Source organism: Actinomyces sp. ph3, from assembly GCF_000308055.1.
GTDB lineage: Bacteria > Actinomycetota > Actinomycetes > Actinomycetales > Actinomycetaceae > Pauljensenia.
The window spans coordinates 159,951-183,692 of the sequence record NZ_CAGY01000007.1; the positions used below are offsets into that span (position 1 = coordinate 159,951).

Genomic DNA, 23,742 nt, shown 5'->3' on the forward strand with positions numbered 1-23,742 from the left:
CCACGTCTAGCCTTGAGAGGCCTGATGTGACCGCTTTAAGAACGCAAGGCCCACCACAGGTGTTCATCCCGAGCCGCAGGGATTTCCGAGTCGAAAACAAAGCTACGGCGCATCCCCGCGGGAGAAAACCCGCATCCTTGGATGAAGCGAATAGTCAGCGTATCTTCTGGCGCAACCCACAACCGCATTGACTCCGGGTGGAGGGTATCCACAAGAGCTGCCAGCAGACGCGATGCATGTCCGATACGCCTAAAACTACGGTGCACGTAGAGACTGCTGATTTCTTGTCCCTCTGGAATGACGCGTCCTGAAGGCTGCTCAAGTTCCAGAGCGGGGGCATGCGAATATGCGATGAAACCAACGGGAGTCTGTTCTTCAAGAGCAACCAAGGTCTGCCCCTGCGTTGGCCTGTTTCCAGCAAGAGTTTCTTCCCACATCTGACGTGTCTGCGTCAGAACCTGAGCACGAAGCGGATGCGCGGCAGGCAGCGCACAAGCATTGAAGACTTCAGTGAAAAATTCTTGGGCCATTGCAGCAATGGCTGCGGCATCACTGGAAGTTGCTGGACGAACGCTTCGTTTAGTCACGCACGATCCTCCGGAACCACTTCAGCAGTGAAGACGCATCGTCCTGCAAGCTCCTGCGCAAGACCGCGAACGTCTTCAGCTTGGACCGCTTCAATTCGAGCAAGCGCGGCATCAACAGTAAAGTAACGACCACTCAGCTCAGCGCGCCCCAAGCGGGACATGCGAGAAAGCGTATCTTCCAACCCCAGTGCCATACCGCCGCGCAGCTGCCCACGAACGCGAGCAAGCTCGTCTTCGCGCGGTCCAGTTGCGGCAAGTTTTTCAAGCTCCGCCTGCATGAGCTTTTCAACCTCGGAAGCGCGTTCCGGTGCTGTCCCGGCATACATTCCCCAGGCTCCCGTATCCGAATAGGGGGAATCAAAGGCATATGTCGTATAGGCCAAGCCACGCTTCTCTCGAATCTCTTGGAAGAGTCGCGAAGACATTGAGCCGCCCAGAATAGAAAGCAAAACCGACATCACGGGACGCCGATCGTCACCGGCACGCATCGACGGGCCACCAACAATGACATGTGATTGTTCAATATGACGGTGGCGCGTTGAACGCACCGGTTCACCAGCTGACGACCACGATCCCTGCGTCGAACGCCTCGGATGCGGAACTCGCTTCTCCTCTAATTCTTTTGCCCACGTAGGATACAAGGAACGCTGCACTTGCTCGACAAGTTCATCGTGGTTGACGTCCCCTGCTGCGACAATAATCAGCGAGGAGGGCGCGTAAACCCGGCGATAGTAGTCCCAGACGTGGTCGCGTTCAACGGCTCGAATCGTTTGGGCGCTTCCGCCAACCGGACGTCCCAAAGAGTTATCGCCAAACACTGCCAATTGGAAAGCCTCGTGGACAACCTCGAGAGGATTGTCTTCTGACATTGCGAGCTCATCGAGGATGACCCCGCGTTCGATCTCAAACTCTTCTGGATCGATCAGGGAGGCAGAAATCATGTCTCCCAATACTTCAACGGCCATTGGCGCGTCTTCGCTCAGTACGCGTGCCCAATAGTTTGTGTGTTCTTTTCCGGTTTCCGCATTGGACTCACCGCCAACCGCATCAAATGCTTCGGCGATGTCAAAGGCACTTCTGCGCGCGGTTCCTTTGAAGAGGAGGTGTTCAAGGAAGTGGGTCGATCCGGCACTCACCTCATCCTCGTCTCGCGAACCAGCCCCAACCCACCAGCTCAGTGCCAGTGAACGTGTTGCCGGCACCTTTTGAGTAATGATCCGAAGGCCATTAGGCAGAACGCTTCGTTGAACAAGCGCCCCCGAGTCCTCCCATTCTTCAACCCCATGCGTTGTTTCCAGTGAAAGCTGACGGAAACCCTCAGTTGCCATTAATGTGTCTCTTTTTCCGTTGCCGAGGACGCGCTTGCCTGATGTCCTTCTGTGCCCTCAGCGGTGGTGGCAGTCTTGCCTGCAGCGGAGGAAGCCATACCAGCGGAGGCTGGAGTCTTTGCTGAGGCAGAAGTTGCGGCCTCGTGAGAAGAAGTGGAGCTTGCCGAAGAAGACTTCTTCTGAGTCGAAGACGAAGCATTTGGGTGCGTCGCCTGATGCAGAGCGCGTGATTCCTCAGCCGTTCGAGGAATTCCACCAGTCAATCCAACGATGAGGAGAATAAGGCTGACGATCGCTTGAACTGCGAAGAAACAAGCCATCCAGCGCAGGCCAACTTCCATTCCTTGGAACGAGGAGACCATAGCCGTCAGATAGCTGAACGCTCCAGCCACAGCACTGACGAAAAGGCTCCACGAATAGAAAACGCGAGCCGAAGTGCGGGTCACCATTCGCGCGATCGCAGCAACCATACAGGTCGCAAGTGCTGGAGCAGCAACGATGATCAAGGCGCTGAGAGAGACCGAGGCAATTCGACCTGGTTCCGAACGATCAAGACTTGAGAATGTGCTGACGATCAGCCACGCCAGAATATCCGAAACCAAAAGTACTGCGCAGACAATTGCGTCTGTCAAACGTCGAAGCATTATTCCTCCTCGCTCGAAGTATTCACAGCTTAATATGTGAACTTTGCACCCGCAGTGTGATTGATCCACAGGATGCACGATAACCGGCGTGTTTCCACAGATTCTGCTTCTTGGGCTGGAAAGAAGTGCGGTTGCGGCACAGTAAAGGCCACAGGAGAGGAGGCTTTTATGGCCACGACACCGACGATTTCCGACGTCGCGCGTTTAGCTGGAGTATCTGTTGGAACCGTTTCACACGTCCTCAGAGGAAAGGTACGAGTCAGCGAGAACTTAAGCCAGCGAGTTCACGAGGCAGCTGCGGCATTGGGATATGCTATCGACCCTTCTGCTCAAGCACTCCGCTTGGGCTATCAAAATATCGTTGGTGTCGGGCTTTTAGGTGCACGCAAAGAAGTGGAACAAGCCGCTTGCGCTTTTCTTCTTCCTTTTGCCCGGGAACTCCGCCAATACGGTATGGAAGCATTGGTCCTCTCCCCCGCTCATTCTCCCGTCAAAGACTTGTGCTTGGAAGATTTCACAGAGCTTGTCATGCGCGCGAAACGATGGCACTTGCATTCGCTCCTCATATGTCTCAGCACTGAATTTTCCTCGTGTACATCTATCAACGCTGAAGCATACGTGGCGGAGGCGGATACGGATAAGCACCGACTGTTTCCGATAGCTCAAAGCATCTCAGCGACTCGGGCTCTTCCCATATTCGAGGTTCGCTTAAATGCTCTTGGTACCCGAAAACCCCATGGAGAAGGGAAGACTGCATCACTTGAATGGCGTCCGCTCCGCGTAGGAACTGATTCTGCAGAGGGGCATTGCCTGACCCGAGGAAATATCGCTGACTGCATTGCGGCAGTTATGGATTCAAGGGACGCAACAAGAATGGTGGGTTGAAAGCAGACGCTTTCAACCCACCATTTCAAACGGAGATGCTCTTAGCCTTCTCGGAACATGATCCCGAAACCGCTCCTGGGATAGTGCCACTTCAGGACACCTTCAGGGGCAATGGCCAAGCAGGTACCGCATTCTAGGCATGCGGCATATTCCACTCCAACGGTCCCGTCCTCTTCTACCGAGTAGACATGTGCCGGGCAGATTCGCTCCAAGAGCTTGCCAGCGCCGGTGGCACGAGCCCGCTCCTGGTCGACCTCGATATGAGATTCTTCCTCGTCAAGGTTGTAAGTGTTACGCGAAAGACGCGCGGGAACACTCTCAATTTTCAATGTGCTCATTGTTCCTCCTGCCTCACAGTGCCTTGATACCGGCCAAGCCGTCACTGATGAGATCCCGCAAACGCAGGCCAGAAGCCTTGAACGCATCCATCGCGACCTTCATGATGTGGCGACGCGGGCGCAGATCATGGTTGAAGACTCCATAGAAAACCTCTGCAGCAAGGCGTCCATAGTCCTTGTACATACGAGGACGCTCAAGGAAAGCGGGGGCTTTCGCGTAGGTCTGCATGTCCTGCCCGACGAAGGAAGATTTCAACTCGCTGAGGTAGCGATCCATCGTTGCCTGAGAGAAATCGCCGGATTCAAGGGCAGCATGAACCGCCGTTGAAGCCGCGAGCGCAGAACCCGCAGCAAGATCCATCCCTCGAATGGTCAAACCAGTGTTAAGAGTGAATCCAGCTGCATCACCAATAATCACCAACCCTGGACGGGTGAGATCGTGGGTCACCATCTGAGGCCCATCTTCAATGGTCAGGTGGCACCCGTACTCAAGCAATTCGCCGTCTTCAAGAAGAGGAGCGATTGCCGGGTGAGCGAGCAGGTGATCATGGACATCCGAAGAGGACAAGCCCGATGCTTCCAAATCATCAAGACGCATGACAACACCAATAGAGACGGAATCTTTATTGGTGTACATGAAAGCTCCACCTGCGACGCCCTGCGTCGCATCCCCAACCATGGCGTAGGCTGCACCGCAGTTATCGCGCACATTGAAGCGATCTTCAAGGACCTTCTCGGGAAGAGCGATCACCGACTTCACACCCACTGCAAGGTGTTTCTTCGGCTCTTTAGCGCGGATTCCCGCCTGCTGGGCAATGAAAGAGTTCACCCCATCTGCGGCAACCACAACGTGGGAGCGCAGCTCATCTTCTCCGGCACGAACACCAACAACCTGTCCGTTTTCGATGATGAGGGAGTCAACCTTCACACCCGGCATCACGGTGACACCGGCTTCCTCGCACTTCTCGCTCAGCCACAAATCAAGCTTTGCACGCAACACTGTGACTGCATTGGCGGGCTCAGCAAGACGCTGATCCCAGTAGTCAATGTTGACCGCTGACTTTTCATTGAGCAGGCTGACGATGTTACGCGTGATTCGGCGTTCTACAGGAGCTTCATTGACGAAGTCCGGGAAGACCTGTTCCATTACTCGGCAGTAGAAAACACCACCCGAGAGATTCTTGGAACCGGGTTCCATCGCACGCTCGATGAGAAGGACCTCGTGTCCTTGTCCGGCAAGAGTGTAGGCGGCAACGCAACCGGCTACACCTCCACCGATGACGATGACCTCGAAATCAACCTCTACTTCTTCAGACATACTCTTCCTCAGGAAAGTGCTGCGGTAATCGCAGGCAGGACATCGTAGAGGTCGCCCACGATTCCGTAGTCAGCAACCTCAAAGATCGGGGCATTGGCATCACTATTGACAGCAACGACGACCTTCGAATCGGACATGCCCGAGGTGTGCTGAACCTGACCGGAAATACCGGCAGCAAGGTACAGATCCGGAGCAACGTGCATGCCGGAAACACCAACATAGCGATCCTTGGACAGCCAAGCGGTACCTTCAGCCAGGGGACGGGAGCATGCGAGCTCGGCGCCCAGCGCTGCGGCCAGGTCGCGGGCAATCTGCAGATCTTCCTCGGCCTTGAAGCCACGACCGGCTGCGACGATACGACGCGCTGCAGCAAGATTGGCGGGACCTGAACCAGCGGGCTCCACAGCGCTCACGCTGGCTTCGTAGTGTTCTTCCGAACCGGCCTCGGGCGCAACTTCTGCACCTTCGACGGGGGCTCCACCTTCGAGGACGACAACAGCGCCGCCGGGGAAGGAAATGGTCTCCTGAGTCAGGCCACCAAAGCGCGAAACTTCGGCCTCGCCAGCGGAAACGCGGAGCGCACCGTTGATGAGGGGAAGGCCCAGGCGCGCTGCAACAGCGCCGGCAAGGACGCGCTCAACGGGACGGTTCGCGGCAAAGACGATATCTGCGCCTGCGCCTTCCAACACGGCGTTCACCGCGGGAGCAAAAGCCTCAAGAGGCGCATCGCTTCCACGACCGATGGTCACAACGCGGTCAACACCAGCGATGCCGGTGGCCTCATTGCCAAGAGCGATGACGGTAACGGAACCGATCGCACGCGCGGCCTCTACGAGGGATGCAATCTGATTCGATGTCGTAATGATCCATGCGTTAGTCATTGTCCAAGTCCTTTCTCAGAGCACACCAGCGCTACGAAGCGCCTCAACCAGCTTCACAGCGGCGTCGTCACCACTGAGAATTTCCTTCTTACGTTCCTGAGCGACCGGGCGCAGGCGGCCGGTGACCTCAACGGAAATCGGCTCGACACCCAGATCTGCAAGAGCAACGGTGTCCATCGGCTTCTTTCCAGCCTGCAGAACATCCTTCATGCCGGGAACCTTGACGGTCGCAGCATCTGTCGTCACGGCAACGACGACAGGGCCCTCGATAGAAATCGTTCGGGTGCCAGAGGCGGTAGCCTGCGTGATGGTCCACCCATCTCCGTTGGCCTCGACCGCGGAAACCTCCTGGAAGCAGGGCCATCCCAGGTAACCGGCGACCAGAGCAGACATCATCTTGGCGGACTCATCAATCGAAGAATCACCCGTCAGGAGGATATTCGCGCCTTCAACCTTGCGAACCAGAGCAGCAAGCGCGGCTGCGACCGCAGTGGCGTTCAGATCACGAACGGCATCATCGGCGACGACCAACGCACGGTCGAGTCCGCGCGAAAGAGCAGCCTTTTTTGCCATTGAGGAGGACACCTGTGCGTCTCCCACGGAAATGCCAACGAGCTCTTCGCCCTTAGCATCTGCGACAGTGCGTGCCACCTGAATGGCAACGGGGTCGTATTCACTCACCGCGGCCTTCGCACGCGACCAGTCAACGACACCATCAGAACCCACGGTTGTATCCTGCGGGTTTGCAGCGTACTTATACGCGACAACGATACTCATCGTGTCCTTCTCTCTTGAGTGTTGTTTTCGGATAGATACAGGGAAGACTCCCCAAGTTTTCCCAGCTCCCGAAAAGCGCACGCATTAACCCGCAAAGTGCGAGTAATATGGCGCTTACCAGCAGCTATGAAAGAAAGGTGCAAGTCGTGCCGAATCCTCGACAAGACGCGCCCAAAGTTGGTCGACCGCGCGATGAAGTGGTCGAAACCAAAATCATCGAAAGTGCCCTGACACTCTACGGAGAGGTCGGCTGGGCCGCTTTCAACCTGACCAAGGTCGCCAGCGCTGCCGGAGTGGGCAAATCCAGCATTTACACACGCTGGGAAACCCGCGATGACCTCTTGAAGGACGCCTTCGCGCGATTGGTTCGTTGCCCTGGCCCACGCGGGAATAGCGCGCGGGAAGTTTTGATGAACGAGGCCGAATTCCGCCTTCGCGAGTACCTTGGCCCAAATCGCCGGGCAGTTCGTCGCCTGTTCGTCGAGGCCGGTGAAACAAACGATCCGACGATCGCGCTGATTCACAACCAGATTTTCGTTACCCCCTTGGGTGCGATTCGCACACGCTTGTGGGAGTTCAAGAGCGCGGGGCAAATTAAGGACACCCTGTCGGTGACCCGCCTGCTTGACGCGGTTGAAGGCTCGGTTCTGATGCGCACCTTCTGCCTGCCCGATGACTACATCGACTGCTTCATGCTGAAGGTTCCGCGCTACCTTGAAGCTTTGATTGACGATCAGCTTCATGGCAGTCTCAATTCGTCATTACGCGCAGTATCCTGAGTCACTTCCCGCGGGCAAAGAACGCGTGCCCAGTGCCTGAGCTGCGACTTTTCTGCTGCCAAAGTGGTGGCTGGACCGTGCCCGGGAAGTACGCGAAAATCCTGAGTAAGCTCTGCGAGTTTCGCGCAGGAAGAGGCCATAAGCGCCCGGTCTCCCCCGGGGAAATCAGTCCGTCCAATCGTTCCGGCAAATAGCATGTCGCCGCTGAACAGGATCGAGTTGGCACGATCGATCAAACAGATATGTCCCTGAGTGTGTCCCGGGGTATCGATCACCTCAAGGCGATCGATACCCCACTCAATGACATCGCCTTCCTTCAAAGACCGATCAACGTGATCCACGACGTAGTCGATACCTTCGGCATCGAATCCAGACAGATGCAAGTCCCGCGTTCCAGCAACATCTGCAGCTCCACAGGCAACCCAGCACCCGTGTTGAGCGACAAGTTCATTGACAGCCCCGATGTGGTCGCAATGACAGTGGGTGAGCACGATACCGATGACGTCCAGGTCCTGCGTCCATTGCTGGAGGAAGCTCGCCTGGTCGCCCGGGTCGACAATAATCGTCCCGCCTTCATTCGTTAGCGCGTAACAATTCGTGCGGTACGCGCTCACAACCACTGAATCAATGCGATACATCGTTTAGCGCCCCTTGAAGTCCGCTGATCCTGTAACGTCCAAGCTCAGGCCCTTGGTTTCGGGGGCCCAAACGAAGGAAACACCAAATCCAAGAGCTGAAATGAGGGCACCGGCAAGCATGGTCGCAGAGATCCCGTAATCGGCGATAAATGCCGGAAGGACGAACATTGAGTAGACGGTGCCAATTCGGCTCAGAGCCATAGCAACGCCCATTGCCGAGGCGCGAATGGAGGTTGGGAAGAGCTCGTTGGGGTAGAGCCACTCGAGGTTGCCCGGACCGCCGGCAAGAAGTGCGTAGGCGATGAAGCAGATGGAAATCAGAACGATTCCGCCCTGCGGGAAGAAACCAATCAGGCCAAGTGCAATCGTCATGCCGAAGAAACACCAGATGATGAGCGGACGACGCCCCACGCGTTCAGCCAAGTACATTGCGGGGAATGTACCGAGCATGAAGAAGGTGCCGATAACAAGCTCACCAATCAGCGAATTGCGTCCCTCTCCGAGGCCAATTGAGCCAACGATTGTGGGGCCATAGGTGTAGAGGGCAAACATCGGAATTGCCTGGCAGAGCCAAATCACACCAACGAAGATCACGCGACGAAGATAAACTCCGCTGAAGATCTTCTTAAACTCAGTTTTTTCTGCAACCTCTTGCGCAGGAAGGCGGACATTTTCACCGAAGAGTTTCATGACAACGCGATCGGCCTCTTCTTGACGGCCCTTCGATGCCAACCACCTAGGAGATTCGGGGATATCCCAACGTCCGATAAGAATCAGCACTGCCGGAATCGCAGACGATGCCAGCATCCAGCGCCAGCCGTGAGGAGTCTCGTAAAGAGCGTAGCCCACAAGAGCCGCGACATTGGCGCCAAGGTACCATGCGGCAGCGATCATGCCCATCGACATTGCACGATGTTTGCGGGGTGAAAACTCCGCGATCATCGATGTGGCAATCGGATAATCGGCGCCGATTGCCACACCGATGAGGAAGCGCAGAGCCACTAATTGCAGAGGAGACGTAACGACGGCACACAGTGCCGACAAAACGACAATGACGATCAGGTCGAGAATGAACATCTTGTGACGACCAATGAGGTCCGTCAGCCATCCTCCGACTGCAGCTCCCAAGAAAAGACCGACCAATGCGGCGATTCCCAGCAAGCCCGACATGGAATTACTGATCTCGATATCGGTACCCAGGCGTGAAAGCGCTACGCCGATAATTCCTAGAACATAACCCTCAAGGAACGGACCGCCACTGGAAAATGCGATGATGCGCCAGAGCACACCTGACATATCCAGATCTTCGAGATCTGTTACTTCCTTTTTCACTGCGTGTATCCCCTCTAACACCTCGGTAGCAGAGCTGCGGATCATCGTGTGATCACGCATCTATGCTTTCAAGGTTACTTCAGCGGTATTCGATAATCCCCCAGTTCAGGTGCGGCTTCGCGCCGGTGACATCAGCATCTTCGTCCACCAGTTGGAAACGGAGCTCGCCTTCTCCAACCTTCCACAGCTTCGTCTTCAGAGTGCTACCGGGCAGAACCGGCGAAGTAATGCGGGTCTTGAAACGGCTGATGCGCTCGGGTTCTCCGGGAACGAAAGCGTTGATTGCATGACGCATAACAACACCCGCATAAGAGATTGCGTGAAGAATGGGACGAGGCTCACCGTTCTCAGCTGCGTAATCCCAGTCGATGTGCTGCGGGTGGTAGTCACCCGACAGGCGGTAGATCAAGGCCTGGTTCTCAGGAATACGCTCAACAACCTCGACGTCAACCTCACGCTCTGGCATCTCGACGATGTCCTTGGGAGGCTTGGGGCCTCCCCAGCCACCGTCGTAAATCAGGCAGTCCCAAGATTCGTTCGTGAAAAGCAGATTGCCGTCCGAATCGTAGGTGTCGCCAATATGCTGAGCGAGCAGGCCACGGCCCTCACCACGGTCATAGAGGCCTTCAAGGCGAACCATGGTCTCCAGGTGATCGCTCATCTTGGTGATCGGCTGGTGGAAGCGAATATCGAAGCCCCAGTGCAGGGAGCCCGCGTAGTTGTAGCCGTAGTCGATGGTACGAGTGACCTCAGAATCCACGATGAGCATCGCACCAAACATGGGCAGAACCTTGAGCTGAGGATTACGTTCATCGTGCTCGTTGAGGTATTCGAGGCCGTCCTTGCCATCGATACCTGCACCGCAGCCAAGAGCAAACAGCTCAAGATCACGGAAAGTGTAGTCACGGACGAAAGGACCGAAGGTCTGTCCGACCATATCCGTATTGATTGCCATGCCTGTTCCTTTCACAGGGTTTTGAGTAATTCTTTATTGACTTTGCCGTATTCACCGCGAGGCAGCTCATCAATGATTCGTACCTCGTTGGGAACTTTGAAGGAGGACAGTCGTTGGCGGCAAAACTCCAACACACTGTCAGGGCTCAGGTCCTTACCCGGGTGGAGGGTAAGGAAGGCATGAATATCTTGCCCGCGAATGGGGTTGCGAACTCCGACGACTGCCGCATCGCTCACTTGCGGGATTTGGCGTAGAAGGTTTTCAATTTCTCCCGAGGCCACCGACTCACCGTTGCGCTTGATGAGATCGTGTCGCCGATCAACGAAGAAGAGCCATCCATCGGGGTCAACGTATCCCCAGTCACCGGTGTGATACCACCCATCGATGACAGCCTCATCAGTCGCATCGGGGCGCTGCCAGTACCCTTGCATGAGCGAGATTCCCATCTCGCCACGAATGCAGATTTCGCCGTTGTGTCCCTGCGCTACTTCTACTCCAGATTCATCACAAATCTTGAGTTCATAGTCCGGACCAACCTGTCCCACAGAAGGCCACCGCCGCTCCCCCACGGGCGGATCGGTAACAACTCCAACCAGGGTCTCGGTCGAGCCATAGTTATTGAGTAGTGGAACAGCAAAACGCTTTTCAAAGCGTTCTTTGTCTTCATCGGACAGCATCAGGAAATAGTGCATCTGACGCACACAGTGCTTCTGTTCTTCTGGATCCACGGGTTGAGCAAGCATCGTCATGACAATCAGTGCCATTCCCTGGACTAGAGTCGCTCGGGTCTGACACACCGATTTCCAGAAACGATGCGCGCTGTAACGGCTAAGAAGAATCAGCGTCGCTCCAGCGGTGATGACCGGAATGAAGGCTGAGAGCTGGAAGTTCACGTGACTGGCAACCATAGAAGTCGCGTAGCGATCATCACTGGTCATCGCCAGTTCCCAGTTGACGTATTTTCCTGAAAATACGGCATTGGCATGGGTGATCATGACACCTTTAGGAGAGGCGGTCGTCCCAGAGGTGAACATAATTTCCAGAAGACTCAGCGCTTCAAGCTGCGGATCGTAATCCAGCTGCGGTGAGCACGTCCGGCTGAGAGCAAGTAGAGAAGACTCCTCCTCACCGGCATCACTTCCCACCAAGAGCACCTGAACCCCCGAGGCCAGCACGGCCTCGTCAAGGGTCAGCGAACAGCCTCGGGTACAAATCACCGCGCGAGCGCCACTGGCATCGATCAGCCCCGCAAGTTCGAAAGAAGTTCCCTTCGTGTCCAGGGGAACGATGACCGCACCGATCTTCGCGATCGCCAAGAAGCACTCGATGAACTCGATGCTATTGGGCAGGTAAAGTGCAATGCGGTCACCGCTGCGATAGCCCAGTTTGAGAAGGGCATTCGCATATCGATTCACTTGCTCATCTGTCTGACGGTAGGAGCGTTCAACGCGCACACCAGCGCACACATCCTCAAAAATGAGGAAGCTGCGTTCTGGGGCTGCATTAACCGCATCCTCCCAGATGTCGCGCAGATTAGTGCGCGAGTGAATCTCATCCCGAATGGTCACGAATCAGTCCTCTTCGGCGAACTTGATGGAACCGGAGGCCTTGAAACGCTCGATATCCTCGTCTGAGAAACCGCTGCGGTGAAGGACATCTCGAGTGTCTTCACCCAATGCGGGCATCGGACGCCAGAAACCACCGGGGCGATGCGCAAAACGAGGAACCGTATTCAGGCCCTTGATCGTCTCCCCTTCGCGGTTCTCCCACTCCATGAAGTTTCCGCGCAGCTTGGTGTGTTCTTCGGCCATGAGGTCGTCGAAATCCAAGCATTTCTGAGCAGCGATCTTGTGGGCAACAAAATCTGCCTCAACATCGTCGACGTTCTGGGTGAGCAGGTACTCTTCCAGTTTTTGCTCAATCAACGAGGCCTTGGGGCCGTCAAGCCACAGCGCTGAGGTGTCCTCGGGGTATTCTTCTGTTCCCCACAGATCCCCCAGACCAATGACCTCGAGCAGGTACTTGTTCTGAGGAACGCCGTAGCAGCACAGGCCCAGGATTCCGTCTTTGGTCTTGTACTGACCGATCGCGCACAGGTTCTGATGGCGTGCACCCGCACGCGGGTAGAGCACTCCCTTATTCATGTAGTCGATCATGTAGTAGGCGCCAACGCGCAGCATCGTTTCATACATTGCGACGTCGATCGACTCACCTTCTCCGGTGCGCTGAGCGCGGAAGACCGCAGCCAGTGCAGAGGAGATCACCATGAGCGAGTTGAAGTAGTCACCGGTGTAGGGAGCTGCCGTCATTGCTTCTTCAGGCGTGCCGTTCTGGTACACGTAACCTGAATAGTCCTGGACGGTCAGATCATATGCCGCGGAGTGAACACGCTTGGGATCACCAACATGGCCGAAACCGGAAACGTGCACAATGACCAGACGGGGGTTGACCTCCCACAGGAACTCATCGGTGATTCCCTTTCGTGCCCACACCGGGCCCTTCGAGGATTCGATGAAGATATCCGCATCCTTGACCAGCGCGCGGATAATCTCCTTTCCTTCATCCGTGAAAGGATTCATCGAGATGGAGCGCTGATTGCGTCGTTCCATTTCCTTGACGAACTCGGTATCACGCACGGAGTCACCACTGTAGGTGTTCTCAATCCAAGTGATATCGGCACCCCACTCCGACATGATTTCGCATGCGGTAGGAACAGCAATCTCCACTGCCGAGTAAACGACCTTCAGGCCGTCAAGATTTCCGTAGGACGGCTTATCAACGGGTAATGACATCAGATACACCTCCCGCCGATCAGCGGTATTCCTTCAGAGCTGCACGGCCTGCGGTGAGGATCATCATTTCGTCAGTGCCACCGCTGACGCGGTCAACGCGCAGGTCGCGGAACATACGCTGGACGCGGTGTTCACCGGTAATACCGACACCTGCCAGAACCTGCAGAGCATTGTCGACGACCTCGAATGCTGCGTGTGCGCAGTAGTACTTCGCCATGGAGCAGTCGCCACGGCCAAGCAGACCGTTATCGTGCTTCCATGCGATTTCGTAGAGCATGTTGCGCATATTGGTGAGCGCAACCTTCATGTCCGCGAACTTGAGCTGGATGAGCTGGTGGCGGGCAATTGCCTGTCCACCCTGGACACGCTGGTTGGCGTAGCGCGCGGCATCTTCGAAGGCGCAGTAAGCCTGGCCGTAGTTGGTCAGAGCAACAAGGAAACGCTCAAGATCGAAGTCGGCGACTCCGCGGCGGAATCCATTTCCTTCGGTTCCGAAGAGGTCTTCTTCGCGAAGTTCGACGTTATCGAAGTAGATATCGCAGCAAGAGTCCATACGCAGGCCCAGCTTATGCAGGGGTTCCTTGGTAATGCCCGGCAGGGACATGTCGACAAACCACTCGGTGTAGGTGTCCATGTTGTCGCTATCGCGAGCCATAACAACCAGGTAGGGCACGTACTTCGAGGAAGTAATAAAGGTCTTGTGACCGTTCAGGTAGACCTTGCCGTCCTTACGGGTGTAGGTCGTGCGCATATCATCCCAAGAGGATCCTGCGCTCGGCTCGGTCATTGCGTAGTTGAGCATCTGCTTACCGGTGCCCACGAAGGAAAGGATCTTTTCCTTCTGTTCCTCGGTGCCCTCACGCAAAACGGTATCCCAGCAGGGAAGCTGGTAGAGAACGTAGGTAGGGCCACCGGCGCGGCCAAGGGCCTCGTAAGCGGCGGTAAGGGTCACCCAATCGGCCCCCAGACCGCCGTTTTCCTCGGGAAGGAGGATCTGGTCAAAGCCAAGCTCGCAAATTGCCGAAACCCATTCCTGGGGGTATTCGGAGCGTTCATCGCATTCCTGGAAGTACTTCTCCCAGTTGCGCGACTCCATCAATTCGGTGAATCCATCGACCATCAATTGCTGGTCTTCGCTCAGTGAAAAGTCCATTTTTACTTCCTATCGTCGGTGATGTGAAATAGGTGGTTTTCTTAGATTTTGTGGTTATGGAAGAAGTCAGCTGCCCGCCGCATCGCATCCATCGTGTCATCCAGCATCCGAGAGTGATGAAGGAATGCGTGGATAACCTTCGGATAGACAACGAATTCGTTATCCACTCCCGCGATATCAAGCAGTTCATGAAGCGCCTCGGAATCATCTTTGAGAGGATCCAAGCCTGCGGCCACGATGAAACAGGGAGGGACTGCCGAAGACAGATCGTTATCCAAAATATTCACGTATGGTTCGCGAATCTTATCAAGATCTCCAAGGTAGGCCTTGAGGTAGTACTCGTAATCGGCTTCGGTAAGACCATCCCAAGGGCCGCCCAGCAGTCGCATCGATCGAGAGTCACGCAAGCCGTATGCTCCGTAGAAGAGCAGCATGCTCCGCGCGTTCACAGTTTTGCCGTGATCACGAAGGTAGAGCAGCGCACCGAATGCCATATTTGCACCTGCACTGTCCCCCGAGAAGGAGACATCCTGAGGATCAATTCCCCACTCCTGAGCGTGCTGGACGATGTAGTCGGTGACGTCTGAAATTTCTTCGATCGGCTGCGGGTATTGCGCTTCCGGAGAGAGCGTATAGCCCACCGAAACGACGATGGCTCCTGTGAGCGAGGCAATCGTGCGCGTGATGCGATCGTGGGTATCGACATCGCCGATCAGCCAGCCGCCACCGTGAACATAAACAATCATGGGGCGAGCAGATTCGTTATTTTCTTCTCCCGAGGCCTGGGGGACGTAGCGGCGCACCGGGATACTCCCGTGGCGCGTCGGGACCATTCGGTCTTCCGCGCTTTCCACATGCGGACCGCCCTCGTTCCAGAAACGGCGTTCACTGCGATAGGCCTGTCGCATCTCTTCGATGCTCTGATCGGTCGAGTACGCGTCTTTTGCCAGCTCGTTTTGCTTGGCAACGACGGCGCCCATCTGCTCGCTCCACATGCTGGGAACATCAAGTTTGTGTGCCACTACGTCCTCCTTCCTTAGTACCTGGTTTTCAGGCCTCGACGTTCTTCTTCTCGCGAATACGAATCACGACAACCAGAGCGATCGCACAAACCGCCGCCAGCAGGGCTGCACCGCTAAGGATCATGAAGATCTGATGGAACGCCGATTCTTGCGCATCACCTGCGGCGTCGCGAATTGAGCCAAACCAGGTGTAGGAGAAGGTATCGGGAAGGAAGCCGATGACCGAGAGCAGGCCCGAGGCCGTACCGAAGACTGCGGGAGCGACCTTGCCTTCAGTGAGCTGCGAGGAAACAATACCGAAGACACCGTTGGCAATAAACGCCAAGAGAATCACCAATCCAGCGGTGAGGACAGCGTTCGCACCCGAGGGCAGGACAGCGAATCCAGCAAAGAGCACTGCAACCAACAGTGAAGCAGCTGCAATAACACGCGACGGTGAACCAACCTTCTCAGCAACCCATCCAAAGAAAGGAGCCGAGACCAACGAGATACCGTAGGTACGAACGGTTGCGACCATGGTGACCACTGCGGGAGCAAGCATCATGACCTTGTTCATGTAGCCGGTGGTTTGGTTTACACCGGTGTAGAAGAAGTAGACGAAGAACAAGGTGGCAGCTGCCAGCCAGACGACAGGGTTCGCCAAGACCTGTCCGATTTGCTTCACCGAGAAACCGCCTTCGGCGGATCCGATTTCACCTTCGAACTTCGGGATGAAGAAGAAGGAGAGGACGGCGAGAACCATGATCAGGCCACCCAGGATGAAGAGCAGAGTACGCATGGGGATGATGTCACCACGCGATGCGAGGTGGGCAACCAGCCACGAGTTGAAGAAGCCCAGGATCAGACCTGCAAGGCCATAGAAGGCGTAAGAAAGACCAATGTTGCGCGCGTAGCCATCTTCATCAGAGATCAGTCGCACAAGCTTGTAACGGATACCCCACCAAATGAGAATGGTTGTGACGCCCATTGCGACAAAAAGAAAGCGAATGGTGGTCAGCGAGGGGAACATTGCGTACCAGAAGGTGAGCAGTGCAGTCAGAGCGAAACCGACCCACGAAAGGGTCCGAACGCGAACGATATCCGCCACAATACCGGAGGGGAGATAGCACACAAGCGCGGTCATAGCGTATGCGCTCAGAAGCGTACCCAGCGTGGTGGCAACGTTTTCAGGCGTAGCACCACCCGAGGCGATGAGGGCCTTACCCAGCGGTTCTTCGAAGACGTACTGAAGATAGGCAGGAGTGTAAATGATCGAGCTACCGATCGAGACCAAGATCAGAAGGAAGATACGGTGACCCGCGCTCAGGTCGCTCGCTTTCCTCTCTGCAGAACCCAACATGTGAAAGACCTTTCTATCACTGAAGAATAGAGTTCATCGGACTAGGGTGAGATCGCGCATATCCTGGACTACATTCGTCCATAATTGCGGCTTGTTCGTGCAGCATCCCGCCACTGGGGGCGGTGAATTTCTGCAGACATACATCAGTGTCGAAACACGATGTGTCACAGGCAATAATCGCTGCCACGTCCCCAACGCTATCAATGACGCCACATGAAAACGAGGGGTCTTTAGGCCCAAAGAATCAAATTTTTTCCGACGGTATTCGTCGATAATTGCTGCTTTTTCAGATAACTGGGATGACACCTTGAAAGCTGAGAACATGCTGTTGCGAAGGCATAAATATGCCGTGTGGGGCGAAGGAATTCCTTCGCCCCACACGGCATAAAAACTCAGAGTACGCGTTGTCTAACGCGCCCTCAGCGCAAGGTCACTCCTCGTCGGAGCCCTCTGAAGCCTGGGCCTCGTCATCATCGCGACGACGGCGTGTGCGCGTACGGGGACGACGCTCACGGCGTTCACGGCGCTCGGAGCGCTCGCGACGCTCGGGGCGGCGAGACTGCTCATCGCTGGCCTCGAGCTCTCCGGTTTCACCATCAACGACGGCGTACAGGCTGAGCTTGCCGCGGTCACCGATCTCGTGGATCTCAACCTCGACCTGCTGGCCAACCTGAAGAACATCATCGACAGAGTCGATGCGCTTACCGCCGACCAGACGACGAACCTGCGAGATGTGCAGCAGACCGTCCTTGCCGGGGGTCAGGGAAACAAAGGCACCGAAGGAGGTCGTCTTCACGACGGTTCCCACGAAGCGCTCCCCCACCTCGGGCATCTGCGGATTGGCAATCTGGTTGACCATCGCGCGTGCGGCTTCTGCGGCTTCACCGGTCGATGCACCGATGTAGACGGTGCCATCGTCCTCAATGGTCAGTTCTGCGCCAGTGTCTTCCTGGATCTGGTTGATCATCTTGCCCTTGGGGCCAATGACTTCACCGATCTTGTCGACGGGGACCTGGACCGTGATGATGCGAGGAGCGTAGGGGCTCATCTCATCGGGGGCGTCAATTGCCTGCTCCATCAGATCAAGGATCTGCAGGCGTGCGTCGCGGGCCTGTGCCAGTGCGCCACGCAGCACCTGGGAGTCGATGCCGTCGAGCTTGGTATCCAGCTGCAGGGCAGTGATGAACTCACGGGTACCAGCGACCTTGAAGTCCATATCGCCGAAGCCGTCTTCAGCACCGAGGATATCGGTCAGGGTCACCGCCTTCTGCTTGCCATCAACTTCACCGGTCATGAGGCCCATTGCGATGCCTGCGACGGGGGCGCGCAGCGGCACGCCAGCCTGGAGCAGCGACAGTGTCGATGCACATACGGAACCCATCGAAGAGGAGCCGTTGGAGCCCATGGTCTCGGAGACCTGGCGGATTGCGTAGGGGAACTCTTCGCGCGAAGGAATCACGGGCTTGAGAGCGCGCTCTGCAAGGTCGCCGTGGCCAATTTCGCGGCGCTTGGGCGAACCCACGCGGCCGGTTTCGCCGGTCGAGTAAGGCGGGAAGTTGTACTGGTGCATGTAACGCTTCGCCGTGATGGGCGAAAGGTTATCCAACTGCTGCTCCATGCGGAGCATAGCCAGGGTCGTCACACCCAGAATCTGGGTCTCACCACGCTGGAAGAGAGCCGAACCGTGGACGCGAGGAAGAACCTCGACCTCGGCGCTCAGGGAGCGAATGGTACGCAGCGAACGGCCATCCATACGGATTTCTTCGCGCAGGGTGCGGTTACGGATGGTCTGCTTCTCCAGAGAACGGAATGCAGCCTTGAGTTCCTTTTCACCCTCGGGGAACTGCTCGGAGAGTGCTTCAAGCATATCGGCCTTGACCTGGTCGACTGCCTCTTCGCGGGCGAGCTTACCTTCAGTGAGAAGCGCCTTGGCAAGCTTATCGCCAACCCACTGCTCAACTGCTGCGTACTGCTCATCGGAGTAATCCAGGAAGATCGGGAATTCAGCGGTTTCCTTGGAGGCAACCTCTGCAACCTTCATCTGAGCTTCGCACAGTGCACGAATGAAGGGCTTTGCGGCCTCGAGGCCGTCAGCCACGACATCTTCGGTCGGCGCAACGGCGCCTGCCTGAATGAGGTCCCATTCGTTTTCGCCGCCGCCGGCCTCAACCATCATGATGGCGACATCTTCAGAACCGTCTTCGGTGGTCACAATGCGACCGGCAACAACGATATTGAAGACGGAACGCTCCATCTCTGACCAGCGCGGGAATGCCACCCACTGGCCATCAATGAGGGCCAGACGGGTACCTGCGATGGGGCCAGAGAAGGGAAGACCAGCAATCTGGGTCGACATCGAGGCAGCATTAATTGCCAGGACGTCATATGCATCGTTGGGGTGTGCAGCCAGAACGGTTGCGACAACCTGAACCTCGTTGCGCAGGCCCTTCTTGAAGCCGGGGCGCAGCGGACGGTCGATCAGGCGTGCTGCCAGAATCGCTTCGGTTCCGGGACGGCCTTCGCGACGGAAGAACGATCCGGGGATACGGCCGGCCGCGTAGGAACGTTCTTCAACGTCAACGGTCAGCGGGAAAAAGTCAAACTGATCCTTGGGCTGCTTGCCCACGGTGGTCGCGGACAGAACCGCGGTTTCATCATCGAGGTAGGCCATGGCCGCACCTGCGGCCTGCTTGGCGAGGCGGCCCGTTTCAAAACGCACGACGCGCTTACCGAAACGGCCATTGTCGATGATCGCCTCTGCTGAGACGATATCTTCGCCTTCCATCATATGTGTGTTCTCCTTGAACTGATCTATTTCACACTACTTCGGCGTTCGTATCGGCCTTCGATCGAAGTCCACGGCTTTTGTCCGGCTCTTCCCACATCCGTAGGCGCCAGAGAAGCCGTAAACCACTGTCGAAAACCGCGCACGATTACGCCCTATCCAAAGTATTGAGTTATCGCGTGTGCACTTCGCCCACACGTAGTGATCCGGCTCGATTCCAACATGGAATCGAGCCGGACTAAAATCAGCGGCGCAGGCCCAGTCGTTCGATCAGCGAGCGGTAACGCTCAATGTCGATCTCGGCGAGGTAGCCGAGAAGGCGACGACGACGACCAACCAGCAGCAGCAGACCACGACGAGAGTGGTGATCGTGCTTGTGAGTCTTGAAGTGCTCGGTCAGGTCCTTGATTCGCTGGGTCAGCAGCGCAATCTGAACCTCGGGGGAGCCGGTGTCACCTTCGTGGGTGGCGTACTCGGCGATGATCTGGTCCTTAACGTCCTTGCTCAGTGGCACAGGCTTCTCCTTTTAACTCGTTGCACGGAGCCACAGGGCGTTCCCTGTGCATACAATCCGTGGCCGACATGACGGCTTAGACTAGTCTAGCATCCCATCTTCAGGCTTTAGTCGTGATCTGCAGCACGAGCGTCAACCTGAAGGATCAAGCATGAGGCGCTCAACGTGCAGTTACAGCCTTGGGATCCACTCGGGTAGGCACGCCAACACCAAGAACGTAGGCGCTAATTCTTAGATCCTCATCCATTTGAGACAGCAATGCGTCCAAGGATTCAAAAGATTCCATTGGGCGAATACGGCTCACAAACATAATGGAGACATTTTCGCCATAGAGGTTAAGGTCACTGCGCCCCAAGACATGCGCTTCAACGGTTCGCACTTCACCGTCAAACTGTGGGTTCGTTCCCACCGAAATGGCAGCAGGCAGGAATTCGGCTGCCCCACCATCACCAATATGACGCACGAGCCAGCCGGCATAAACTCCATCGCCGGGAACGACACCTTCGATGTCATTGCACAGGTTTGCGGTGGGGAATCCCAACTCGCGCCCACGCTTATAGCCGTGTTCAACCGTCCCGCGGATGCGGTGAAGATGTCCCAACACACGAGCGGCCCCTGAAACATCGCCCTCTTCCAGAAGCTGTCGAACCCACGACGATGACCAGCGCCGTCCCTCAGGAGCCGTCACATCGTCCACCGAGGTAACGGAGAATCCGAATTCTTCTCCAAGTGCCGAGAGGGTCTCTAGATCACCCGAATTATTCCGACCAAAGCGGAAGTCCTTGCCGACAACGACTTCGGCAGCTCCCAGCGCATCAACCACATATTTTTCAACGAATTCACGGGGAGTCAAGGTGTAAACGGATTCGTCGTAGTGAATGACAAAGGTCGCATTCAATCCGGTAGCAGCCATGGCATCCAAGCGGTCACGCAAAGGCGAGATCAGCTTGAGAGGGCTATCCGGATTGTGCACCTGACGTGGATGCGGATCGAAGGTACAAGCAATCGCCTGAACCCCCATCGCACGTGCGTCGGTGACAGCAGCAGAAATCACCTTGCGATGCCCTTCGTGCATCCCGTCAAAGTTGCCGATCGTGACAACTGAAGTCAATCCCTTAGGAATCTCGTCTAAGGAACGCCAAATCTCCACTGTGGTTACTTTCTAGAAAACAAGAACTGTTGCGAAACGATTGTCAATAATCTTGAGAAGTCCAAGTACTTCCCCATCACCCCGACAGGCAGCAATCGGCCCAAACTCACCGCGCTGAGCTCCCGGGAAATGCTCCTCAACGAAACGAAGGACCTCGCCCGCTTCGCGACGCGGAGCTTGCCCGTGCGAGAAGGCACCGGCCTCGGCCTCGGAAAGAAGAAGGCAAGGGAACATCTCCCGTGCGGCTTCGCTCAGGGAGGTCAGCGGAAGAGGAGTCTCTCCCCCACTCTGCTCGGCGGCCTCGTCCAAGGACTGCAAGGTATGGGCGCAGTCAATTGAGAACTCGCCAACTCGAGTGCGGCGTAACGAAATCAAATGAGCACCACAGCCCAATGCATTTCCAAGATCGCGCGCAAGGGCACGGATATAGGTTCCCGCCGAGCACTCGACGATCAGATTGAGGTCAACACAATTGACGTGAGCGCTCTTGCCCTCCAAAGCGTATTCCACCCGGTGAGAGCGAGGCTGCCCTTGCGTTTCCAGTAGGGAAATTTCTACTTCGCGAGGCTCAAGTTTCACGTCTTCACCAGCACGGACCCTTGCGTAGGCGCGTTTTCCATTGACCTTGATCGCGCTCACTGCAGAGGGAACCTGAGAAATAGTTCCGCGGAAATGCGAAAGTACCGCTTCAATTTCCTCATTGTCGAGGCCGTCGCAGCCTTTGGCCGAAGTCACTTCGCCTTCTGCGTCTTCGGTTGTCGTTTCGACACCAAAACGCACCTGCGCTTCATAACGTTTGGAATGATCAGTAATCCACGTGAGCAGACGTGTTGCTTTGTTGATTCCAAGGACAAGCACTCCCGTAGCCATTGGATCCAACGTGCCCGCGTGACCAACTCGGCGCGTATGAGCTAAACGCCGGGTACGCGAAACGACGTCGTGGCTGGTAATCCCTTGGGGTTTATCGACAATCAGCAGCCCCGAAACAGCATCAGTGGAGGCAGCAGACATTAACGTTCGTCCTGCTCTTCTTCCTCTTCAGGCTTGCGATAAGGGTCTGCTTCACCCGCGTACTGCGCACCTTCTGCCTGGCGAGCAACCTCTTCATCATGAGCCCGCGCGGATGCAAGCGCGCTCTCTAGGGAAGCAACCGTTTCGGGAAGAGCATCGGGGATGAACTCGATACTTGGGGTGAGGCGAATTCCCAGCGCTTTACCAACCTCACTGCGAATCAAACCCTTTGCAGATTCGAAAGCACGAGCCGTCGCAGCGCGTTCTTCTTCGCCGCCAAGGACCGTGTAGAAAATCGAGGCATGTTGGAGGTCACCAGTCACCCGAACATCGGTAATGGTGACGAAGCCAAGACGCGGATCTTTGATGCGTCGCCCCAAAAGGGAAGCAACCGTCTCTTGGATGCGATCTTGTACTTTACGAACTCGTGCTTCATCAGCCATGGCGTCCTCCTTATGGGATCAGGCGTTAACCTGCGGTTCGCGAAACACCTCATCGTACCCCACCCGAGGCCCGCGTTCCTGGTAAGCATCAGTACCTGGATGGCCCACGTTAATGACCAAGATTGGCTCAATATCCTCACCAGGGAAGAAATAGTCATGAAGAAGTTGCGCGTCATCCGGATTCATAGGCCCAGTTTCCAAGCCTTGCGCGCGGAGGGCCAAAATCAGATAGGCAACTTGAATCGTGGCTGATGTATGGGCCATAACCGTGCGCATCTTGTCATTATCCGCAAGCAGCTTTTCATAGCGCTCCCCACGAGGGTGAAGCGACGGAAGGTCATGATGGAAATCCATTTTGGCGCCGCACACCAATACCAAAGGTGCGCCTTCAGCCTGCTCCCTGTTACCCCGGGGAAGAGCGTCCAGCAGATGTCGTTTGGCTGCTCCGCTCCGAACAATTGCAACGCGCAGTGGCTGGCCATTCACTCCAGTCGGTGCCCACTTTGCCAAATCGTAAGCGGCATGAACTTCTTCGTCCGTAACAGGTTCTTCGGTAAAGGTATATGCGGTGTGGGCGTCAGTGAAAAGCCTGGCAAGGAGCTCGTGCGCGTTCATCGCTTCAAGAAGTTGCGATTCAGGAATTAAGGATTGCGAAACTTCAGTCATGCCCCGACTTTATCGCTGAAGTAGAAAGGCTGCTGAGACAGCGGGCGATTGGTGCGTGGCCGGGCCTCGAGCGGCTGTTTTGAGGCGTCGTGTAAAGAAAGCGGCAGCCCCGAGGCTGTTTTACAGGTCTCGGGGCTGCCGCTTTATTTGTGAGGATTGTTGTGGCGGTGTCCTACTCTCCCACACCCTCCCAGGTGCAGTACCATCGGCGCTTGCGGGCTTAGCTTCCAGGTTCGGAATGGAGGCTGGGCGTTTCCCCGCGGCTATGACCACCACAAGATGGTTCAACCAGTATTCACTTAAGTCCCCCGTTGTTGTTTTGGGGGTTGTGTTGGTTGTGATCCGTATAGTGGTTTGACGAGCACTCTCACAGTGTCTGTCAACCAGTGTGGTTGATATGTGTTT

23 protein-coding genes and 1 rRNA gene are annotated in these 23,742 nt (G+C 56.0%); 2 read left to right on the top strand and 22 right to left on the bottom strand.

The window, feature by feature from the left end; all coding sequences use genetic code 11:
• Nucleotides 1-35: 35 nt before the first annotated feature.
• Genes HGAS_RS07435 through HGAS_RS07445 form a run of 3 tightly spaced genes read right to left on the bottom strand, consistent with a single transcriptional unit; the run spans nt 36 to nt 2,559 of the window.
• Nucleotides 36-587: a GNAT family N-acetyltransferase gene (locus tag HGAS_RS07435; protein WP_019127183.1), complete on the bottom strand. Its 552-nt coding sequence runs from the start codon at nt 585-587 to the stop codon at nt 36-38.
• Nucleotides 584-1,915 (bottom strand): M16 family metallopeptidase, encoded by a 1,332-nt coding sequence (locus HGAS_RS07440; RefSeq protein ID WP_019127184.1) that lies wholly within the window; start codon nt 1,913-1,915, stop codon nt 584-586. The genes HGAS_RS07435 and HGAS_RS07440 overlap by 4 nt, the downstream gene beginning before the upstream one ends.
• Nucleotides 1,915-2,559, bottom strand: coding sequence for a hypothetical protein (locus HGAS_RS07445; RefSeq protein ID WP_019127185.1), 645 nt, complete (start codon nt 2,557-2,559; stop codon nt 1,915-1,917). Before HGAS_RS07445 ends, HGAS_RS07440 begins: the two co-directional genes overlap by 1 nt.
• Before the next feature lie 168 nt (nt 2,560-2,727).
• On the opposite strand from HGAS_RS07445, the gene HGAS_RS07450 reads away from it, so the two are divergent.
• Nucleotides 2,728-3,444 carry a LacI family DNA-binding transcriptional regulator gene (locus HGAS_RS07450; RefSeq protein ID WP_019127186.1) on the top strand — a complete coding sequence of 239 codons (717 nt, stop codon included), beginning with the start codon at nt 2,728-2,730 and terminating at the stop codon, nt 3,442-3,444.
• A gap of 41 nt (nt 3,445-3,485) precedes the next feature.
• Here HGAS_RS07450 and HGAS_RS07455 read toward each other — a convergent pair whose 3' ends face one another.
• From HGAS_RS07455 to HGAS_RS07470, 4 genes are read right to left on the bottom strand one after another with little or no spacing between them, the layout of a single operon-like run.
• Nucleotides 3,486-3,782, bottom strand: coding sequence for a ferredoxin family protein (locus HGAS_RS07455; RefSeq protein ID WP_019127187.1), 297 nt, complete (start codon nt 3,780-3,782; stop codon nt 3,486-3,488).
• A gap of 13 nt (nt 3,783-3,795) precedes the next feature.
• The gene (locus HGAS_RS07460; protein ID WP_019127188.1) at nt 3,796-5,100 is read right to left on the bottom strand and encodes an FAD-dependent oxidoreductase; all 1,305 of its coding nucleotides are present in this window, start codon (nt 5,098-5,100) and stop codon (nt 3,796-3,798) included.
• Between the two features lie 8 nt (nt 5,101-5,108).
• The gene (locus HGAS_RS07465; RefSeq protein ID WP_019127189.1) at nt 5,109-5,981 is read right to left on the bottom strand and encodes an electron transfer flavoprotein subunit alpha/FixB family protein; all 873 of its coding nucleotides are present in this window, start codon (nt 5,979-5,981) and stop codon (nt 5,109-5,111) included.
• 15 nt (nt 5,982-5,996) lie between these two features.
• Nucleotides 5,997-6,758, bottom strand: coding sequence for an electron transfer flavoprotein subunit beta/FixA family protein (locus tag HGAS_RS07470; RefSeq protein ID WP_009407928.1), 762 nt, complete (start codon nt 6,756-6,758; stop codon nt 5,997-5,999).
• 146 nt (nt 6,759-6,904) lie between these two features.
• Here HGAS_RS07470 and HGAS_RS07475 point away from each other — a divergent pair, with 146 nt between their 5' ends.
• Nucleotides 6,905-7,537, top strand: a complete 633-nt coding sequence (locus tag HGAS_RS07475; RefSeq protein ID WP_019127190.1) for a TetR/AcrR family transcriptional regulator — start codon at nt 6,905-6,907, stop codon at nt 7,535-7,537.
• Here the strand turns inward: HGAS_RS07475 and HGAS_RS07480 are convergent.
• The 15 genes from HGAS_RS07480 to rrf all read right to left on the bottom strand — a co-directional run bounded on the left by HGAS_RS07480 (nt 7,498) and on the right by rrf (nt 23,614).
• Nucleotides 7,498-8,175, bottom strand: coding sequence for an MBL fold metallo-hydrolase (locus HGAS_RS07480; protein ID WP_019127191.1), 678 nt, complete (start codon nt 8,173-8,175; stop codon nt 7,498-7,500). The two genes, HGAS_RS07475 and HGAS_RS07480, sit on opposite strands and share 40 nt — an antisense overlap.
• A 3-nt stretch (nt 8,176-8,178) precedes the next feature.
• Nucleotides 8,179-9,567 carry an MFS transporter gene (locus HGAS_RS07485; protein WP_019127192.1) on the bottom strand — a complete coding sequence of 463 codons (1,389 nt, stop codon included), beginning with the start codon at nt 9,565-9,567 and terminating at the stop codon, nt 8,179-8,181.
• Between the two features lie 19 nt (nt 9,568-9,586).
• Complete coding sequence (locus HGAS_RS07490) at nt 9,587-10,462, bottom strand: MaoC/PaaZ C-terminal domain-containing protein (protein ID WP_019127193.1); 876 nt, start codon at nt 10,460-10,462, stop codon at nt 9,587-9,589.
• Nucleotides 10,463-10,473: 11 nt separating this feature from the next.
• Nucleotides 10,474-12,030 (bottom strand): AMP-binding protein, encoded by a 1,557-nt coding sequence (locus HGAS_RS07495; protein ID WP_019127194.1) that lies wholly within the window; start codon nt 12,028-12,030, stop codon nt 10,474-10,476.
• Nucleotides 12,031-12,033: 3 nt separating this feature from the next.
• Nucleotides 12,034-13,254 (bottom strand): L-carnitine CoA-transferase, encoded by a 1,221-nt coding sequence (caiB, locus tag HGAS_RS07500; RefSeq protein ID WP_009407922.1) that lies wholly within the window; start codon nt 13,252-13,254, stop codon nt 12,034-12,036.
• Nucleotides 13,255-13,273: 19 nt separating this feature from the next.
• Nucleotides 13,274-14,407 (bottom strand): crotonobetainyl-CoA dehydrogenase, encoded by a 1,134-nt coding sequence (gene caiA / locus HGAS_RS07505; protein ID WP_009407921.1) that lies wholly within the window; start codon nt 14,405-14,407, stop codon nt 13,274-13,276.
• A gap of 41 nt (nt 14,408-14,448) precedes the next feature.
• The gene (gene aes / locus HGAS_RS07510) at nt 14,449-15,429 is read right to left on the bottom strand and encodes an acetyl esterase (RefSeq protein ID WP_019127195.1); all 981 of its coding nucleotides are present in this window, start codon (nt 15,427-15,429) and stop codon (nt 14,449-14,451) included.
• Nucleotides 15,430-15,457: 28 nt separating this feature from the next.
• A complete protein-coding gene (locus HGAS_RS07515) occupies nt 15,458-16,768 on the bottom strand; it encodes an MFS transporter (protein ID WP_019127196.1) in 1,311 nt (436 codons plus the stop codon).
• A gap of 430 nt (nt 16,769-17,198) precedes the next feature.
• Entirely contained in the window at nt 17,199-19,556 is a 2,358-nt protein-coding gene (locus HGAS_RS07520; RefSeq protein WP_019127197.1) for a polyribonucleotide nucleotidyltransferase, read from the bottom strand.
• Nucleotides 19,557-19,797: 241 nt separating this feature from the next.
• The gene (gene rpsO, locus HGAS_RS07525; protein ID WP_009407917.1) at nt 19,798-20,067 is read right to left on the bottom strand and encodes a 30S ribosomal protein S15; all 270 of its coding nucleotides are present in this window, start codon (nt 20,065-20,067) and stop codon (nt 19,798-19,800) included.
• 160 nt (nt 20,068-20,227) lie between these two features.
• Nucleotides 20,228-21,217, bottom strand: a complete 990-nt coding sequence (locus HGAS_RS07530) for a bifunctional riboflavin kinase/FAD synthetase (protein WP_019127198.1) — start codon at nt 21,215-21,217, stop codon at nt 20,228-20,230.
• 12 nt (nt 21,218-21,229) lie between these two features.
• On the bottom strand, nt 21,230-22,228 hold the full coding sequence (gene truB / locus HGAS_RS07535) for a tRNA pseudouridine(55) synthase TruB (protein ID WP_019127199.1): 999 nt from the start codon (nt 22,226-22,228) through the stop codon (nt 21,230-21,232).
• Nucleotides 22,228-22,671 (bottom strand): 30S ribosome-binding factor RbfA, encoded by a 444-nt coding sequence (gene rbfA, locus HGAS_RS07540; protein ID WP_009407914.1) that lies wholly within the window; start codon nt 22,669-22,671, stop codon nt 22,228-22,230. The genes truB and rbfA overlap by 1 nt, the downstream gene beginning before the upstream one ends.
• 18 nt (nt 22,672-22,689) lie before the next feature.
• Complete coding sequence (locus HGAS_RS07545; protein ID WP_019127200.1) at nt 22,690-23,337, bottom strand: malonic semialdehyde reductase; 648 nt, start codon at nt 23,335-23,337, stop codon at nt 22,690-22,692.
• 159 nt (nt 23,338-23,496) lie between these two features.
• Nucleotides 23,497-23,614: ribosomal RNA gene (gene rrf, locus HGAS_RS07550) — 5S ribosomal RNA — on the bottom strand.
• Between the last annotated feature and the right edge of the window lie 128 nt (nt 23,615-23,742).

Excerpts from the sequence above, each read along its gene's own strand:
- HGAS_RS07440 (WP_019127184.1), bottom strand. The coding sequence starts at position 1,915 with ATGGCAACTGAGGGTTTCCGTCAGCTTTCACTGGAAACAACGCATGGG.
- HGAS_RS07445 (WP_019127185.1), bottom strand. The coding sequence starts at position 2,559 with ATGCTTCGACGTTTGACAGACGCAATTGTCTGCGCAGTACTTTTGGTT.
- HGAS_RS07450 (WP_019127186.1), top strand. The coding sequence starts at position 2,728 with ATGGCCACGACACCGACGATTTCCGACGTCGCGCGTTTAGCTGGAGTA.
- HGAS_RS07455 (WP_019127187.1), bottom strand. The coding sequence starts at position 3,782 with ATGAGCACATTGAAAATTGAGAGTGTTCCCGCGCGTCTTTCGCGTAAC.
- HGAS_RS07460 (WP_019127188.1), bottom strand. The coding sequence starts at position 5,100 with ATGTCTGAAGAAGTAGAGGTTGATTTCGAGGTCATCGTCATCGGTGGA.
- HGAS_RS07465 (WP_019127189.1), bottom strand. The coding sequence starts at position 5,981 with ATGACTAACGCATGGATCATTACGACATCGAATCAGATTGCATCCCTC.
- HGAS_RS07470 (WP_009407928.1), bottom strand. The coding sequence starts at position 6,758 with ATGAGTATCGTTGTCGCGTATAAGTACGCTGCAAACCCGCAGGATACA.
- HGAS_RS07480 (WP_019127191.1), bottom strand. The coding sequence starts at position 8,175 with ATGTATCGCATTGATTCAGTGGTTGTGAGCGCGTACCGCACGAATTGT.
- HGAS_RS07485 (WP_019127192.1), bottom strand. The coding sequence starts at position 9,567 with ATGCGTGATCACACGATGATCCGCAGCTCTGCTACCGAGGTGTTAGAG.
- HGAS_RS07490 (WP_019127193.1), bottom strand. The coding sequence starts at position 10,462 with ATGGCAATCAATACGGATATGGTCGGACAGACCTTCGGTCCTTTCGTC.
- caiB (WP_009407922.1), bottom strand. The coding sequence starts at position 13,254 with ATGTCATTACCCGTTGATAAGCCGTCCTACGGAAATCTTGACGGCCTG.
- caiA (WP_009407921.1), bottom strand. The coding sequence starts at position 14,407 with ATGGACTTTTCACTGAGCGAAGACCAGCAATTGATGGTCGATGGATTC.
- HGAS_RS07515 (WP_019127196.1), bottom strand. The coding sequence starts at position 16,768 with ATGTTGGGTTCTGCAGAGAGGAAAGCGAGCGACCTGAGCGCGGGTCAC.
- HGAS_RS07520 (WP_019127197.1), bottom strand. The coding sequence starts at position 19,556 with ATGATGGAAGGCGAAGATATCGTCTCAGCAGAGGCGATCATCGACAAT.
- truB (WP_019127199.1), bottom strand. The coding sequence starts at position 22,228 with ATGTCTGCTGCCTCCACTGATGCTGTTTCGGGGCTGCTGATTGTCGAT.
- rbfA (WP_009407914.1), bottom strand. The coding sequence starts at position 22,671 with ATGGCTGATGAAGCACGAGTTCGTAAAGTACAAGATCGCATCCAAGAG.
- HGAS_RS07545 (WP_019127200.1), bottom strand. The coding sequence starts at position 23,337 with ATGACTGAAGTTTCGCAATCCTTAATTCCTGAATCGCAACTTCTTGAA.